The organism is Chryseobacterium sp. A321 (assembly GCF_054489265.1).
This window is the reverse complement of record NZ_JBTMWZ010000001.1, coordinates 1,157,944-1,173,236: the sequence shown is the minus strand read 5'-3', so window position 1 is coordinate 1,173,236 and position 15,293 is coordinate 1,157,944. Positions and strand designations below refer to the sequence as shown.

The following is a 15,293-nucleotide window of genomic DNA, read 5'->3' as shown; positions in this document are numbered from 1 at the left end:
TGAGAGGTTGTTTCGATTCCGGAGACTCTTTCCAAAGAATTGAATTGATAAAGAAGCATTGTCTTCTTTATTCCCAGAGAGCATCGCTAGAAACGAGCATTGATTCTTGAAGCGCGCACATAAAGAAAATTCTCGTTTCTCGTTTTGCGATGCAGACCTATTTTCGTCTGCCTTCTAAAAGTGAACAAGATTCCCGCTGCAGAAAAACCTAGACCCAGGAATAGTCCCATAAGGCCGATTAGGCTAGAAAGAACGATGGCAAAGCCTGCGCCTGTGGCCGCAAGGCCAAAAGCCCAATAAATATAATGGTCTTTTAAGCCCAGCAGAAGCAGGGGCTTTTTTACGCCCCTGAAAATCTCGAACTCCATTAGACCATTCCAAAAAAGGATCCGACAAAAGAAGGAACGATCACTAAAAACAGACAAGCACCACTCCATCCCAGAATTTCTTTATTGATATCCTGATCGCCATTGGTCCATTTGTTATAGATGCGAATGCCTCCAATTAAACCGACCAATGCTCCAATCGCCTGGATGATCAGTTTGATAGGATCCCAATACAACCGGATGGTAGAATTCGCAGAGGTTAGTGCGGCAGCTCCCGGGCCGCTTTGCGCTAGCAAAAAGTCTGTTGTGCTTAGCAGAATGGCGCAGGCCATTAATTTGATGAACGTCGAGTTCGAAATTGAAATTGTTTTCATAAGATTAAAAATTTTGATTAATATTCGTTTTTGTTAAAATTGAGTCCTTTGATTTTCTAAAAAATTCTTGTGCTACAGAGTGCCTCTCAAGTATGAAAAGAACACTTGAGATTCGCTTGAATTCTTAGCGGAAGAAGTCCTAATCACGATTCATTTTCCGTATCCGAATCGAACAGTGTAGATTTATAAACTTTGATACCATCCACCCTCTCCACGACAATACTCGTTTCCGCTAAATTCATAAGATGTCTCCATCTGGCTTTGGTATCTTGCTCTTCCACCTTTTCACTTTTTCCGACAGGTAGTTGAGAATCTACACCAGGATCCTCGCGCATTGAGGTATCGGCTTCTGATACGAATATCGGTTGAGTGGAGGGTGCATTCCTGCTTTCCTTTGGGCTTACCTTCTTAGCAACTTTTGAACGAACCTCAGTTATAGGTTGGATCTTTGCATTTTCAGGTATTTCATGAACTTGTGAAGGCTTTGGAGATTCGGCGCTTTCACTTGGTCTACTTTGCTTTTTCTTTGCTCCCTGCCTTTTACGATTAATATTTTCAAAGACTCGGCTTGAAACCGCATCTAATCGTTCCTTGCGCGTCCGTTGGTCAAGCAGAGCTGCTGGTTCATTGACCTGAAATCTATTGTTCTCTTCTTGTATCCTCGCTTCTGCCTGCTCTATTTTTTTCCTCTTTGCTTCCTCACGCCACCGTGAAAAACGGCTAAATTTAGAAGGGGTCAGATTCCTCACTGGGGGAGTAATCGTTTCCCCCGTGAAAGAATGGGAAGAAGTTCTCGGATTAGAAAGAGGGGCCGTGGGAGACTTCGAAAGTCTAGGCGAGTTTGGCTTGAGTATACCAGCGAAATCCTTTTGAAGAACTTCTTCCCTTTGGCTTTTTTCAGGTTTATCGATTTCGTATTGAACGAAATAATTGGGATCCCTATCTAGTTTCGGACGATGGACTAAATCGTAATAAATATTGAAGCCGAAATAGAAGAAATAGATCATTAGTATGAGCAGCACGATTGTAAACATAGAGGCATGGGTTATTTTTTGTGGTTACAGTTAGATTAACAAAGGCATTCAAAGACTTGCTACGTCACTATTGAAACTTCTTCTACAGCATACTTTTTTCGAAGCATTTGAATTTCATCGATGTACACAAGCAGCTCGTCAAATACACGGTAGACTGGCTTTCGCTGCTCTTTGCTCATGCCCGTTACGGAAATATCCGTGAGAGAGGAAAAATCATAGACCGGCTGCATTAAGAAAGAACTCGCTTCACTAAGCATTAGATCGCTAGCCATTTGATTTTTATAGTTTCGTCTTGAATCCAATTTCCAGCGAACAAGAAGGTTTTTGGTATTGCCACCGATGAGCTTCAAATAGTTTAAGTACTGCATGGTTGATTTGATTGTAAGAAGAGAATATTCAAAGGGAATCAAATGAATATCACTCAATTTCAGAACCTTCTGATGTTTTTCCTCAAGGGAAGAAGGTAAATCCACAACCATAATGGTGGAACTGTTTTTTAATCTGAGAAGAAACTCCGTTTCAAGCGCTAACGACTTCCCTTTTCCCGACTGGACCGTATAGGGAAGCAGTTTTCGGTCTGAGAGTTCTTCCTGATAGAGTCCCATCACGGCAGAGTTTTGCCCTAAATCGAGAAGCTGCACTTCACGCTTATTCTTTGAAAGATAGTTGCACAAACTCATAGCAAGCGTACTTTTTCCAACGCCTCCTTTTGTATTTCCTACACTTAGTATCATAGTGATCTTTTTTTACGTTTTCTCTTTTGCTCTTCTTTATCCGTATTCCCAACCAGCGTTGGGACTAACATATCTTGCAGAATATTCACAAGGCCTTTCTCCTCAAGTTCTTGCCTGTCATCCGATTCAAAATCAGGTTCAAGTTCATGGTCATCCAGAGCTGTATTTGTCGGCTCTATCTTTTTCACTATCAAATCAGAACTTTCCTTTTGCGCTCCAAACTTGCGCTCCATTTCAAGGTATTTATTAACAAACTTGGGCTCTACTAGACTCTCTAAAGCCTCCACATGATGCAGTCTTTCGTGGAATGCGTAATGCTTGTTATCACTAGGAAACTTTAGGATTCGGACTCCCGATTGAAGGGGATTGTGGATGTACTCAAGAACCTCTTTTCTCGCGGTCTCGCGTAAGGAAGGGCGAGGCATCTCTAACTTCTTAAAAAGCATGTACTCTTTTAAATTCGATTCAGAATTTAGCGACAATACGAGCTTCTTTTGAAGTGCTCCTTCAATATTGTACGCATTGAAACTAAAAAACTTTGTAGCCTCTAGGTAGGTATCCGTCCATTTGAAAAAATTGACAAGTGCTACGGTATGTTCTGGACCAAAGACGCTTGAAGTCTTTGGATCGATTAATGTGCCCTCAAGGCTCCCGGTTTCGGGATTCATTTTCAGAATTAAATCCAGCTGATAAAGGCTTTTCATTCGATACCCAAGTTCAGAAAGGTAGAGAACCTTTGAATCCTTAGTGGGTCTCTTGGGCACTTCTTTCCTACTATTGGCAAAAGGTTTTCGAAACTCGATCGCACCAAATACGAAATTGCTCGCATTGGATTTCTCGCTTTCAAAGAGCTCTTGTACTGCTTGCAGGCGAGAAAGTGGTAGTTCCTGGGAAAAGGAAATCTCGTCAACCTTTCGGCGAAGAAGAGTACCAAGGCCGTACACAATTTTAAAATCGTCGTTTCTTTTGCTATAGTACAGTTGAAAGTAGTTTGAAGCGAGCAGCGTCTTTAAATCTTGCCGCGTTGAGTATCGATAATTCAGTAGAGCTTCCGCCTGTGCTTGCAAATCAAGTCCATGGGCATCCTTCAAAGCCCTTACTAGAGCGTTATTCAGAGCGACCATTTCATAATAGTCTCTTAACTTGCAACCTGTTTCAACGGAGATTCGAGTGGAGACGATATGAACATGATTATGCTCTGTGTCTCGATGAAAGATTATAACATAAGGCTGCTTTTCATACCCATGCAATCTCATGAGTGCCTGCGCTGCTTTTGAAAGTTCTTTTTTAGAATTGGTTTGCTGAAAAGAGGTGACTACCGCATGAAACTGGGGCTGCTTTGAGCGACTTTTTTGACTTACCTTTTGTAAGTAGGTTCTAATCTCGGCTGGCTCTTTTGATTCCATGATTGACTCTGGAAAATTCTGAATGGCCATCAGTTCTCCTGTCTCATAATCCAGTTTGTCCCGATGGTATCGAACCACCGCAAAATCTGTACTCTTTGAACCTAATAAAAAGACTCTCATTTCTCCCTTTTAGTTTAATGATCAGAAGTTGAGATGGTTTCATTTACGATCTCTAAAACTTCTATATCAAACTTCGAGAGTTCGGATGAGTTCTGGGTACTTATGCTAGAAATTCGAACTATAAAGGACTCATTTGAACTATATAGGACGAATTGTTTTGTAAATTCAAACTATGCTGAACTTAAATGGACGAAATAAAAACAGAAAACGAAAGGGAAAAGTGCGAGTCGATTACGAAAATAAAGGACCATAGGGCAAGAATGGAAAACAAAGGTAAAAAAAACTATAAAAAAATGCGAGATTTTGTCGAATCTCGCATTACTTTCAATTAATAAATTATTCTTCTTTATAAATCCCCTATAAACCTATACTAGCAGAGACTTAAGGTAATCGCCATATCCACTTTTACCGTATTTTTCAGCAGCTTCTAAAAGCTGCTTCTCATTGATAAAGCCTTTACGAAAGGCAATCTCTTCGATACAGCAAACTTTAAAGCCTTGCCTCTTTTCTAGTACCTTTACGAATTCTGAAGCTTCGTGTAGAGAATCAAAGGTACCTGTGTCAAGCCATGCGGTTCCTCGACTCATCACTCCTACCTCAAGATTTCCTTTTTCAAGGTAAATCTTATTGATGTCGGTGATTTCTAGCTCTCCTCGTTTCGAAGGCTTTAAATCTTTCGCATACTGTACGACAGAATTATCATAGAAATAAATTCCGGGTACCGCAAAGGTTGATTTTGGATGGGAGGGTTTTTCTTCAATACTAATCGCTTTTCCATTTTCATCAAATTCAACGACACCATAACGTTGCGGATCTCGAACTTGATATGCAAAAACACAGCCTCCCTGGATATTTGTTTTACTTTCTAAAAGAGCTTCTAGACCTGACCCATAGAAAATATTGTCCCCAAGGACAAGGGCTACGGAATCATTTCCGATAAACTCTTCCCCTAGTACAAAGGCCTGAGCAAGTCCATCCGGCGAAGGCTGTACTACGTACTCAAAACGACAACCAATTTGACTTCCATCGCCAAGCAACTTTTTGAAAGCCTGCTGATCATCCGGCGTCGTGATAATGAGAATCTCGCGAATCCCAGCAAGGAGTAAGACTGACAAAGGATAATAAATCATCGGTTTGTCATATACAGGCATTAACTGCTTACTTACCGCAATCGTAAGTGGATAGAGTCTAGTTCCGGATCCGCCGGCAAGTATAATTCCTTTCATCAATGGCTTGGTTAGGGTTGAAATAAAATTCTTCTATGAATTTTATTTATTACAAATTTAGCTTTTTATACGACAACAAGAATAGCATCTTTTTCTGTGCTAGATTTTACTTTGTGAAAATTTGCATCAAAACTGAACGCCTAACATATGTAAAAAATTGACTAAAAATCTGATTTCTATGAGGCAAGTCATTTGATTAAATTTTTCAATGGAGATTTAGATTTGTCCTCGTGATTTAAGATTCTCTATCCACTCAGGATTTGCCAGATACCAATCAATGGTTTTTGAAAGCCCTTCTTCAAATGTCACGGAAGGGTACCATCCCAAATCTTCATTTAGTTTAGTGGCATCAATTGCATAGCGTTTGTCGTGCCCAGGTCTATCTTGTACGTAACTTATTAACTTCGTTGAATACCCTTCGGGTCTTCCCAGTTTTTGATCCATCTGAGAGATAAGTTCTTTAATAAGGTCAATATTTTGCCATTCGTTGAAACCTCCAATGTTGTAAGTTTCTCCTGTCTTGGCCTTATGAAACACTTGAAAGATGGCTCGAGCATGGTCTATTACATACAGCCAGTCTCTGGTGTATTTTCCATCACCATACACAGGCAGAGGTTTTTCTTCAATTATGTTTGAAATAAAAAGAGGGATTAGCTTTTCAGGAAAATGGTTCGGACCGTAATTATTCGAACAATTTGAAATTATAAAAGGTAGCCCGTAAGTATTTCCATAGGCTCTGACGAGATGATCAGATGCGGCTTTGCTTGCAGAGTACGGTGATTTGGGATCATAGGATGTTTTTTCTGTGAAAAGTCCAGTTTCTCCTAGCGCTCCATAGACTTCGTCTGTAGACACATGATAGAACAGATTTGTGCGCGGTTCACTGGGGAAGTTTCCATGAGAATGCTCCGCATTAAGAGTCCATAATTCACGACATGCATTTAAAAGATTGGCTGTGCCCACTACGTTTGTATTAATAAAGGCATTGGGATCCGTTATGCTTCGATCTACATGGGACTCTGCAGCTAAGTGAATGATTGCATCGGGCTTATACTTTGCAAAAACTTTTTGGATTTGCTCTGGCTCCGTAATGTCTGCTTTTTCGAAAAAATAGTTTTCACGAGATTCTATATCGGTTAAATTATCTAAGTTTCCAGCGTAGGTCAGAGCATCTAGATTAATGATTTTAGTATCCGGTAAACGAGTGACAAACTCACGAACCACATGTGAACCTATAAATCCTGCACCGCCAGTAATAACAATCGACTTCATTCTTTATTATTTTTGAATTAAAAAAATCACCAACCCAAATTAGTGATTTAGAGTTCTAAGCAAAGATAAGTTTTTCAAGTGGGAAAGTAGTCAGGAATAGCTTCCGCAAAAGCTTTGGCTTGCGGTCTGAATTATGAATTCATTGTTGCAAAAAACTCTGTAGTTTTACTGTCCCTTAACAAAGAATCACATGGTTCTAATTTCGTTTTTATATTATACATAACACAAGTATAAGGGCCGATCTGATTGTAGCACTTTATAAAAAACAGGTAGTCAAAGTAGAAATACCTTACGATATTGTATAAATTAAAAAACATTTCCTAGATAAAACCCAATATTAATTTAAGTTTTAATTAGAGTAATATTTAATTCAAAAAAAATTACTATTTTTAAAATATTCAGAACCAATTTTAAAACAGATTAGAATTGCTGTTCTAAAATTAGTTCATCACGTTATAGAATCGCAACTTCGTTATGCACCTGTTTGCATTCAAAAAAATTAGATCCTTTATCAAACGCATGAAAATGAGTAATTATATAATCCCCAATTTGCCTTTGGCGACAGAGGTAGAAACTAAAATTATTTTGAAAAAATTAGTTTCTGCTAATAAAGCATTGGCAGAATTAAATGGAGTGTCAGAAACAATTCCCAATGAGCAAATTATTTTAAATACACTTTCATTGCAGGAGGCGAAAGATAGTTCTGCTATAGAAAATATTATCACAACACATGATGAACTTTTCAGTAGTGATTCTTTGTCTCAACAATTTACAAGCGCTGCTGCCAAAGAAGTGTATAATTATGCATCTTCTTTAAAGTATGGCTTTCAACTTGTAAAGGAAAAGAATTTGTTGACATCGAATAATATCATTGATATTCATGCCGTACTGGAACAGACCAGAACAGGATTTAGAAAATTGCCAGGTACTTCATTGAAAAATCATCAAACAGGAGAAATCATTTATATACCCCCCCAAAGTTTTGCTAAGATAGAGCAGCACATGATTAATTTAGAAAACTTTATTAACAATGAAGCCTTGTCAGATTTAGATCCTTTAGTGAAAATGGCGATTATCCATCATCAGTTTGAAAGCATACACCCATTTTATGATGGAAATGGCAGAACAGGTCGTATTATTAATATTCTTTATTTGGTGAAAGAAGATTTATTGAAGTTACCTATTTTATATCTGAGTAGATATATCAACCAAAATAAAAGAGATTACTATCGATTGTTACAACAAACTCGAGAAACCAATGAGTGGGAAGATTGGATATTATTTATTTTGGATGCAATTGAAAAAACATCAATTCAAACCATTTTTATTATCAGAGGTATTAAAGGAATTTTGCAGCTTTGTAAGGAAAAAGTAAGAACAGAATTACCTAAGATATATTCTCAAGATTTAATTAATAATCTATTCAAACATCCTTATACTAAAATCGATTTTCTAGTGGAAGATCTTGGTGTAACACGTCAAACTGCATCTCGGTATTTAGAACAATTAATGGAATTAAATATTGTTGTTAAGCAAAAAATCGGAAAAGAAAATTTTTATATCAATGTTGAACTTTATAAGTTTTTGAACAAGGCAACTCAATTACATAAATTGACCGAAGATATGCGATAATAATTAGAAATATTGCAATTATTCTATGTTGCAAAAACTTGAAATAACTAACATGTTTTTGAAACATGTTACAAAAATTCGAAAATTATAACACATTAAAAAGACATGTTGTAAAAACAACAAAAATAAAACTTAAGGAATTTAAACATGAAATAAAGAAACTTACTCAAAAACCCATTCATAGATCTTCAGAAAACAGAAAGATACAATTATGTTTTTGGTCAAAACATCGAACTTAAATATCCAATCCACAAAGGTTAGAAATTTAGAAACGAAAAACTGAAACTTAGAATTAAAAGACCAATTTACAGACAAGAAGATCGTGTAAAAAGTAAAATCAAATTAAGCAAGCATGCTTTCGACAACGAGCTAGTATAATGGAGGTGGACTTCTAACCCGAGCTTCATTTGGATAAGAACAGGTTTATGTGGCTTCGACTCTGGACCTTTAAAAAGGAATGAAAACCTAATCAATACTGGAGCACCAGAAACCAGTAAAAGATGTTGTAGAAAACCTCTTGGAGAATAGGCTAGAAAAGTAAGAAACTCAAAAGGCATACTCTTTCTTTGTAGTTAAGTAAGGAATATCTCCAATCAAAATTTCAAAGTTATCATTCGTCAGTACCTGTGCGCCAAAGTTTAGCATTTCTTCTGCCCACGATATTTTACTGCTAATGACATTTTCCATTATAAACAACTGCCTACCCAATCTTAACGCTTCCCAACCCTGATGTTTGGTTCCGCTTTTCTCACTTGCTTCAATGATAATGGTCGCATCGCTTATCAGTGCCATCGTTCGGTTTCTGATAGGGAAATTCTTAGGCGTTACGGGATAATCTTCAGGGAATTGAGAAATCAGGAGATGATTTTTCGCAATATCTTGCTGAAGATCTTTATTCTCAGCAGGGAAATACTTATCCAGTGGTGTCCCAATCACACCAATTGTTCTTCCACGAAATTCAATCGCTGTTCTATGAGCAATTGAGTCAACTCCTTCGGCCAAACCACTGACCACTGTCATCTCATTTTCCACCAATAGCCGTGCAATCTTCCTAGTTCTCCTTACCCCCAATTCAGATACTTTCCTGGAACCTATGACCGCTACCCTCCGACCGTTATCCAATAAAGAAAAATCCCCTTGATAAAATAATTCTTTGGGACTGTTTTTTTCTCAATGGGAGTCAGTTTATGGTAGTAATCATTAAAAGCACTGATCTTCATTAGTATTCAAGATTTTAAATAGACAATATAAATATAGTGTATTTACTATGCACGTACAAATTGAAAAACAACAAAACCGACCAAATACGAAAACAAATACAAAGCGCAAAATGAACAATCTGCTTAATATTCTTGTGCTGCATACGCACATGCATTCAAGCAAATCGTAGAACTACATATTTTTTAAAGTTTTGAAGGCCCACAATAAAACTTTATCATGAAAACAACTATTATTATAATAGATTTTATAATGTAACAACATGTGTTACATTATAAAATTCTTTATATCTTTGTACTCTAATGAACAACACACGCTTTGCAACACATATCCATATTCTGACCCTACTCGCCAAATTTCCTGACGAGTGGCTAACCTCGGAATGGATAGCAGAGAGCATATGCGTCAACCCTGTAATCGTAAGAAAAGAACTGTCTATCTTAAAACAATTTGGATGGGTTCATTCAAAGAAAGGAAAAGACGGTGGTTCGCAGCTAGCGGTTGCCACTACTGAAATTTCGATAGGAGACATCTATAACGGCGTAAAGAACTCAAATGTACTTGGAAAGAAAAACAATTGTGATTCAACTAAGTGCCTTGTGGGAAAAGAAATCAATTTAGAATTAGAAACTCTATTTAAAGACACAGACTCAATCGTCTCAAATTATTTAAAAACAAAAACTTTAACTGATTTTGTAGAACAATTTCATTAAAAAAAATTTAAACCCAATTGTAACACAAAATGTTACAATATTAAAATACCTATTATGAAAGTAACCATTATTGGCGCAAGCGGATTCGTAGGATCCAAATTAGTACAAGAAGCAGCAGACAGAGGACTGGAAGTTACTGCAATTGCTAGAAACATTGATAAAATATCCACTGAAAACGCTCGAAAGGTATCTCTAAATGTAAACGATACAGATTCCTTAGCGCAAACTTTAGAAGGGCAAGACGTTGTCATCAGCGCCTTTAATGCCGGATGGACCAACCCAAATCTTTACAATGATTTCCTAGAAGGTTCTAAATCCATTCAGTCGGCAGCGAAGAAAGCAGGCGTCAAAAGACTTATCATCATTGGAGGAGCCGGAAGTTTGTATGTCAATGAAACAGACCAACTCGTAGATTCAGAGGATTTTCCACAAGAAATTAAACCTGGTGCCCTTGCAGCGCGGGATTACCTAACGTCTCTCAAAGAAGAAAAAGACATCGACTGGGTTTACTTTAGTCCTGCCATCGAAATGCATCCTGGAATTACCGAGGGAAGAACCGGAAAGTATCGCTTAGGAAAAGACAATCCTGTCTTTGATGAAAATAAAACTTCAAAATTATCTCCAGAGGATTTGGCTGTCGTATTAGTAGACGAAGTGGAAACCCCAAAACACCATCAAGAGCGTTTTACAGCTGCATATTAATTACACCTTAAGCTAATCCAGCCTCATTCATCATCAATCACTTTAATGGTTGAACCCTACTCTACGTGAAAATTCACTTCGCTTAGCCGTTGAATAGGAAATAGAAGAGGGCTGTGGACTTTGCGTAGCAATATTCAGAGCCACAGCACACCCCCCTATTTGAATCTCCAATTGGATAGTTCCAGCGAGAAGGGCTTGGATTTCAAACTAGAAACTGGCAAACAGTTCCACTCTACTTGGCAGATAGTAGGATGGGACCATAATATAATATAGACACGAAACGATTTAACAAAAATAAAAAATGCAAAAAATAAAATTAGGACAAACCAATTTAGAAGTAGTCCCTTTCAACCTAGGAGGAAATGTGTTCGGATGGACCGTAGACGAAGAAAAATCATTTGAGATTTTAGATGCTTATGTCGCAGCGGGCTACAACTTTATTGATACGGCCGATATCTACTCCTATTGGCACAATGGAGGTGAAGGAGGCGAATCCGAAACCATTCTTGGGAAATGGATGAAATCCCGCGGTAACCGCGATCAAATTGTCCTTGCGACCAAGGTGGGAGCCCCAAACGGACTTCACGATGCGGATTCTAGTAGAAAGCAAATTTTAGAAGGAGTTGAAAAATCATTAGAAAGACTACAAACCGACTACATAGACCTATACTACCTGCATAACGACGACGAAAAAACACCCGTAGAAGAAACCATAAGAGCTTTTGATGAACTGGTCAAATCAGGCAAAGTTAAACACATTGCCGCTTCCAATATTTCCCCGGAGAGACTACAGGAATCTTTAGAATTCTCAGACAAGCACAATCTTGCGAAATACCAAGTCCTCCAACCCCTTTACAATCTAGTAGAAAGAACGGGTTATGAAACTTCTTATGCGCCTATCGTTAAAGAGCATAATCTGGTCGTTTATCCTTACTACGCCCTCGCGTCAGGATTCCTTACCGGGAAATATAGATCCGAAGCGGACCTAGGGAAAAGTTCTCGCGGACAAGGGGCTGCAAAATATTTGACTAAGCAAGGATTTGCAATCCTAGACGCTTTAGATCAAATTGCTGCGAAGCACAATACCGCAGCGGCAAGCGTTTCCTTAGCTTGGCTATCCGCGCAGCCTAACATTGGCGGACCCATTGCCAGCGCCACATCAGTAGATCAATTGAACGAGCTTCTATCAAGTACGAGTTTAAAACTAGATCAAAGTGATTTAGATTTGCTAAATTCGGTAAGTAAATAAAACCCAATGAAATGGCAAAAATAGAATCTTCCATAAAAAACCAGCCGTACAAAGTTGAAATCAAAACCCCTACTGGTAATTCCATTGTAGCGGACGAACCGATCGACAAAGGAGGCAAAGATCTTGGGTTTTCTCCAAAAGAACTATTAATTTCTGCATTAGCTGCTTGCACCAGTGCAACGGTAACCATGTATGCAGAAAGAAAACAGTGGGATCTACAAGAAGTAAAACTCGAGATTGAGCTAGAAGAAAATACGGCAGAAAAGAAAACCGTGATTAAACGAAACATTGAGCTTCTCGGAAATTTAGAAGAGGATCAGCGAACTCGTTTGCTTCGTGTAGCAGAAGCCTGCCCTATTCATAAGATACTTACTGGATCCATTGAAATAGAAACGCAATTGACATAAAGTGAAATTAGCCTTGAATTCAAAGTTCATCCCACACGACAGACAATAAAGATTGGAAATTCATTTTATCGTGGATCAAAAACCAAATGCCCTATAGCTGCTTTGAGCAATCTTAACAAGCTATAGGGCTTTTATATAAATCAGAAAATTGAGTGTGCGAGAGAAAGACCAAAAGGAATTGTGATTGGTTTGGATTCAAATCATTTAAAAGCTGCCTCTGGTCAAAAGATCATCTAATTGATCTAAAGTTTGAGTAATCCCTTCTTTAAATCCCATTTCCAATAATTTCTCTAAGTCCTCATACCTTTTATGGGTAATAGAGATCGTTAGGTCGGTTCGAAGCTCCCCTTCTACATAATCCTGATCATGAACATTGTTTTCAAACCTTAAATCCCAATGCGAATCATGCATCTCTGTGATTCGATTGCCATTTTCATCGCTAAACCAATCTATCCAAACAAGATGATTTGGCTTATCTAGGGTAAGATACTCGACAGTTCCCCAATGCTTATCCCCCTCAGGGCTAACCATGGCATAAATCCATCTTCCACCCACACTTAAATCGCTTGATTTCGTATCGACTTGGTAAGGCAATGGTGCCCACCATTTATTTAATTGTTCAGGCTCTGTAAAGGCATTCCAAAGGCTTTCAAGAGAAGCATTAAATACTCTTTTTATCACGACGGATTTAAATTCTTTATCTAGCGTGAAGGTTGTTCTATGTGGTTTCATATTTACACGAATTTAAAATTTAAAAACTTAGGCAATCCGGATCGAATTTCGACTTTGATAATACGTTCACTCCAATGATTAAATCTGCAATACCCTTGATTACTAAAAATTTACGAGCAAAAATTACGCCATGGACCCCTAAAATAATCAATCTGAAAGTTGATAGTTTCTCGCCACTTGTTGAAGGTGAGATAAATGAAATCAACCAAACACTCCATCACATGGAGATTACTAATTTTCTAAACACTCTTTAATTTTAGTTCGTACTTGATCATTCTCATTTTCAAAACACATTTCCCCAACAATTATAACTTCACCGATTTTTCTTCGATTGAGGTAAACCGTAAGGAATTTAAGGCAAACCGTTTTACTTTTACTTCTTTAAGCATGAATCTTTCCTAATGAGCTATACATCATCTAAAAAGGACCACTAGACTCAACTAAGATTGATGAAAATTGACTGCAATGACCATCGCACTTTAGACCACGGATCGGAATCGTTTGATACTGGTGCAGAACGTGCTAAAGAGCGATAAAAAAAATTAAAATTTCTGTCGAAGAACGAGGTACATAGGAACCTCAAGTTGCTCACGCAATAAATAGTGTATACTGCAAACCTCGGCCGACCTTGATTAAAAGAATAAGTAAAAATAAAACTAATACATGGCTTGGAATTATCGTAAAAGAATCAAAATTATTCCCGGAGTTAATTTGAACTTTAGCACAAGTGGAATTAGCACTTCTATTGGCATAAGGGGAGCCAATAGGACTTTTGGTAAAAAAGGAACCGATATAAACACAAGCATACCGGGTACAAGTCTATATCAACGGCGAAGATTTGCTAATAGGAGTGGAAATTCATCCTCCAACGATTTCAATCCTAAACCCATCCTGTCCACTGAGTTTGGAGACACTATTTTCAGTACAGAAATACAAGATATTACCAGTCAGGACATGCAAGGCATTAAGGAAGCAATTATTGCCGCGCACGAGCAAAGAATAGAATTAAAAAAAGACTTGCAAAAAGTTAGAGCGTCGCTCACAGGATCTATCTACAAATTAAGACTGACCTACCTAACCCTTATTGGACTTTTCAAAAAATCCATTGCACGAAAAATCAAGGCCGATATTAATGCAAAAAAAGACGCGATAAAACAATTGGTCCAACAAATTGAAAAGTGCCATGTGGCACTTGACATCGAGTTCGACCCTGAGTTAAAAGCAATATATGACCGTTTAGTTTCTACCTTTAAAGATCTCTCCACTTCTGAAAAAATATGGGACATAAAAGGTTCTCAATTTCAGAATACAAAAGAAACTCGCTTCGGAGCTTCAGCAGTGGTAAAAAGGACAGAAGTTAGTTTCGGGATTGAAAAACCCCAAGATATAAAATCTAATTTTGAGCCTTTGTTACTTAAAAATGCAAACGGTTCGGACTTCTACTTTTATCCCCATTTCATTGCGATGTATTCTTCTCAAAGGGAATTTGCATTGATCGCGCTTACCGAAATACAATTTACTCACAAGGCTGTAAGATTCATTGAAGCAGATTCAATTCCTGCAGACGCTAAAATAATTGACAAAACGTGGGCAAAAATAAGCGAGAACGGAAGTCCCGATAAACGTTTTAAAAGAAACTCTCAAATCCCTGTTGATCAATATGGCATAATCAATTTAAAAACGGATACTGGACTAAACGAAGAATATCAATTCAGTCACTACGAATATTCAAAGCAGTTTGCAGATGCTTTTCACGAATATCAAAATACAATCAAAAGCATACAACAAAAATCACAACTGAAACAGGAGAATTCGTTTGCACTTGCCTAAAGAAACTTCCATAAGACGGTTCATATTTTCATGACATTCGTTCGAAAAATAGCTACAACTGAATTTAATGATTTCATACTCTTTGATGCACATTTTCGGAACCTTATGAGGTGCACCTGTGATGTACACGTTATAGAGAATCTTACCCCCTATTACTTGCTTAATTGAAAACTCGTTAAAAACAGAACCTTAACGAGTGCAGGAATACAAACTACAAATATGACTTCTCAATACGAAACAGAGGATAATGAAGTAGCTGAGAATCCTTAAATGCCTTATGGATTCATTGGGGGTAACACGGGCTACACTCCACCCTTT

General features: G+C 37.8%; 15 protein-coding genes. 6 read left to right on the top strand and 9 right to left on the bottom strand.

Features of this window, described 5'->3' with window-relative positions; translation table 11 throughout:
* Nucleotides 1-86: 86 nt before the first annotated feature.
* The 7 genes from ACX3PZ_RS05600 to rfbB form a co-directional block, all read right to left on the bottom strand.
* Nucleotides 87-368, bottom strand: coding sequence for a DUF4133 domain-containing protein (locus ACX3PZ_RS05600; protein ID WP_459112164.1), 282 nt, complete (start codon nucleotides 366-368; stop codon nucleotides 87-89).
* Complete coding sequence (locus tag ACX3PZ_RS05595) at nucleotides 368-658, bottom strand: DUF4134 domain-containing protein (protein ID WP_459084011.1); 291 nt, start codon at nucleotides 656-658, stop codon at nucleotides 368-370. The genes ACX3PZ_RS05600 and ACX3PZ_RS05595 overlap by 1 nt, the downstream gene beginning before the upstream one ends.
* 185 nt (nucleotides 659-843) lie before the next feature.
* Nucleotides 844-1,734, bottom strand: coding sequence for a hypothetical protein (locus ACX3PZ_RS05590; protein ID WP_459112163.1), 891 nt, complete (start codon nucleotides 1,732-1,734; stop codon nucleotides 844-846).
* Nucleotides 1,735-1,793: 59 nt separating this feature from the next.
* A complete protein-coding gene (locus ACX3PZ_RS05585; protein WP_459112162.1) occupies nucleotides 1,794-2,468 on the bottom strand; it encodes a ParA family protein in 675 nt (224 codons plus the stop codon).
* Nucleotides 2,465-3,994, bottom strand: coding sequence for a relaxase/mobilization nuclease domain-containing protein (locus tag ACX3PZ_RS05580; RefSeq protein ID WP_459112161.1), 1,530 nt, complete (start codon nucleotides 3,992-3,994; stop codon nucleotides 2,465-2,467). The genes ACX3PZ_RS05585 and ACX3PZ_RS05580 overlap by 4 nt, the downstream gene beginning before the upstream one ends.
* Nucleotides 3,995-4,359: 365 nt before the next feature.
* A complete protein-coding gene (rfbA, locus tag ACX3PZ_RS05575) occupies nucleotides 4,360-5,220 on the bottom strand; it encodes a glucose-1-phosphate thymidylyltransferase RfbA (protein ID WP_459112160.1) in 861 nt (286 codons plus the stop codon).
* Between the two features lie 216 nt (nucleotides 5,221-5,436).
* Complete coding sequence (gene rfbB, locus ACX3PZ_RS05570; protein WP_459112159.1) at nucleotides 5,437-6,492, bottom strand: dTDP-glucose 4,6-dehydratase; 1,056 nt, start codon at nucleotides 6,490-6,492, stop codon at nucleotides 5,437-5,439.
* Between the two features lie 525 nt (nucleotides 6,493-7,017).
* On the opposite strand from rfbB, the gene ACX3PZ_RS05565 reads away from it, so the two are divergent.
* Nucleotides 7,018-8,124, top strand: coding sequence for a Fic family protein (locus ACX3PZ_RS05565; RefSeq protein ID WP_459083530.1), 1,107 nt, complete (start codon nucleotides 7,018-7,020; stop codon nucleotides 8,122-8,124).
* Between the two features lie 546 nt (nucleotides 8,125-8,670).
* On the opposite strand, the gene ACX3PZ_RS05560 is transcribed toward ACX3PZ_RS05565, so the two are convergent.
* A complete protein-coding gene (locus tag ACX3PZ_RS05560) occupies nucleotides 8,671-9,246 on the bottom strand; it encodes a DNA-processing protein DprA (RefSeq protein WP_459112158.1) in 576 nt (191 codons plus the stop codon).
* A 398-nt stretch (nucleotides 9,247-9,644) separates the two neighbouring features.
* Between ACX3PZ_RS05560 and ACX3PZ_RS05555 the strand changes: the two genes are divergently transcribed.
* The 4 genes from ACX3PZ_RS05555 to ACX3PZ_RS05540 all read left to right on the top strand — a co-directional run bounded on the left by ACX3PZ_RS05555 (nucleotide 9,645) and on the right by ACX3PZ_RS05540 (nucleotide 12,413).
* On the top strand, nucleotides 9,645-10,055 hold the full coding sequence (locus tag ACX3PZ_RS05555; protein WP_459112157.1) for an Rrf2 family transcriptional regulator: 411 nt from the start codon (nucleotides 9,645-9,647) through the stop codon (nucleotides 10,053-10,055).
* A gap of 54 nt (nucleotides 10,056-10,109) precedes the next feature.
* On the top strand, nucleotides 10,110-10,757 hold the full coding sequence (locus ACX3PZ_RS05550; protein WP_459112156.1) for an NAD(P)-dependent oxidoreductase: 648 nt from the start codon (nucleotides 10,110-10,112) through the stop codon (nucleotides 10,755-10,757).
* Nucleotides 10,758-11,058: 301 nt separating this feature from the next.
* On the top strand, nucleotides 11,059-12,006 hold the full coding sequence (locus tag ACX3PZ_RS05545) for an aldo/keto reductase (RefSeq protein ID WP_459112155.1): 948 nt from the start codon (nucleotides 11,059-11,061) through the stop codon (nucleotides 12,004-12,006).
* Between the two features lie 11 nt (nucleotides 12,007-12,017).
* The gene (locus tag ACX3PZ_RS05540) at nucleotides 12,018-12,413 is read left to right on the top strand and encodes an OsmC family protein (protein ID WP_459112154.1); all 396 of its coding nucleotides are present in this window, start codon (nucleotides 12,018-12,020) and stop codon (nucleotides 12,411-12,413) included.
* 204 nt (nucleotides 12,414-12,617) lie between these two features.
* On the opposite strand, the gene ACX3PZ_RS05535 is transcribed toward ACX3PZ_RS05540, so the two are convergent.
* Complete coding sequence (locus ACX3PZ_RS05535; protein ID WP_459112153.1) at nucleotides 12,618-13,145, bottom strand: SRPBCC family protein; 528 nt, start codon at nucleotides 13,143-13,145, stop codon at nucleotides 12,618-12,620.
* Nucleotides 13,146-13,808: 663 nt separating this feature from the next.
* Between ACX3PZ_RS05535 and ACX3PZ_RS05530 the strand changes: the two genes are divergently transcribed.
* Nucleotides 13,809-14,975 carry a DUF4236 domain-containing protein gene (locus tag ACX3PZ_RS05530; protein ID WP_459112152.1) on the top strand — a complete coding sequence of 389 codons (1,167 nt, stop codon included), beginning with the start codon at nucleotides 13,809-13,811 and terminating at the stop codon, nucleotides 14,973-14,975.
* Nucleotides 14,976-15,293 lie beyond the last annotated feature (318 nt).

Bases quoted from the DNA above. Each gene is read 5' to 3' on its own strand.
- ACX3PZ_RS05600 (WP_459112164.1), bottom strand. From the start codon at position 368: ATGGAGTTCGAGATTTTCAGGGGCGTAAAAAAGCCCCTGCTTCTGCTG.
- ACX3PZ_RS05595 (WP_459084011.1), bottom strand. From the start codon at position 658: ATGGCCTGCGCCATTCTGCTAAGCACAACAGACTTTTTGCTAGCGCAA.
- ACX3PZ_RS05590 (WP_459112163.1), bottom strand. From the start codon at position 1,734: ATGTTTACAATCGTGCTGCTCATACTAATGATCTATTTCTTCTATTTC.
- ACX3PZ_RS05585 (WP_459112162.1), bottom strand. From the start codon at position 2,468: ATGATACTAAGTGTAGGAAATACAAAAGGAGGCGTTGGAAAAAGTACG.
- ACX3PZ_RS05580 (WP_459112161.1), bottom strand. From the start codon at position 3,994: ATGAGAGTCTTTTTATTAGGTTCAAAGAGTACAGATTTTGCGGTGGTT.
- rfbA (WP_459112160.1), bottom strand. From the start codon at position 5,220: ATGAAAGGAATTATACTTGCCGGCGGATCCGGAACTAGACTCTATCCA.
- rfbB (WP_459112159.1), bottom strand. From the start codon at position 6,492: ATGAAGTCGATTGTTATTACTGGCGGTGCAGGATTTATAGGTTCACAT.
- ACX3PZ_RS05565 (WP_459083530.1), top strand. From the start codon at position 7,018: ATGAGTAATTATATAATCCCCAATTTGCCTTTGGCGACAGAGGTAGAA.
- ACX3PZ_RS05555 (WP_459112157.1), top strand. From the start codon at position 9,645: ATGAACAACACACGCTTTGCAACACATATCCATATTCTGACCCTACTC.
- ACX3PZ_RS05550 (WP_459112156.1), top strand. From the start codon at position 10,110: ATGAAAGTAACCATTATTGGCGCAAGCGGATTCGTAGGATCCAAATTA.
- ACX3PZ_RS05545 (WP_459112155.1), top strand. From the start codon at position 11,059: ATGCAAAAAATAAAATTAGGACAAACCAATTTAGAAGTAGTCCCTTTC.
- ACX3PZ_RS05540 (WP_459112154.1), top strand. From the start codon at position 12,018: ATGGCAAAAATAGAATCTTCCATAAAAAACCAGCCGTACAAAGTTGAA.
- ACX3PZ_RS05535 (WP_459112153.1), bottom strand. From the start codon at position 13,145: ATGAAACCACATAGAACAACCTTCACGCTAGATAAAGAATTTAAATCC.
- ACX3PZ_RS05530 (WP_459112152.1), top strand. From the start codon at position 13,809: ATGGCTTGGAATTATCGTAAAAGAATCAAAATTATTCCCGGAGTTAAT.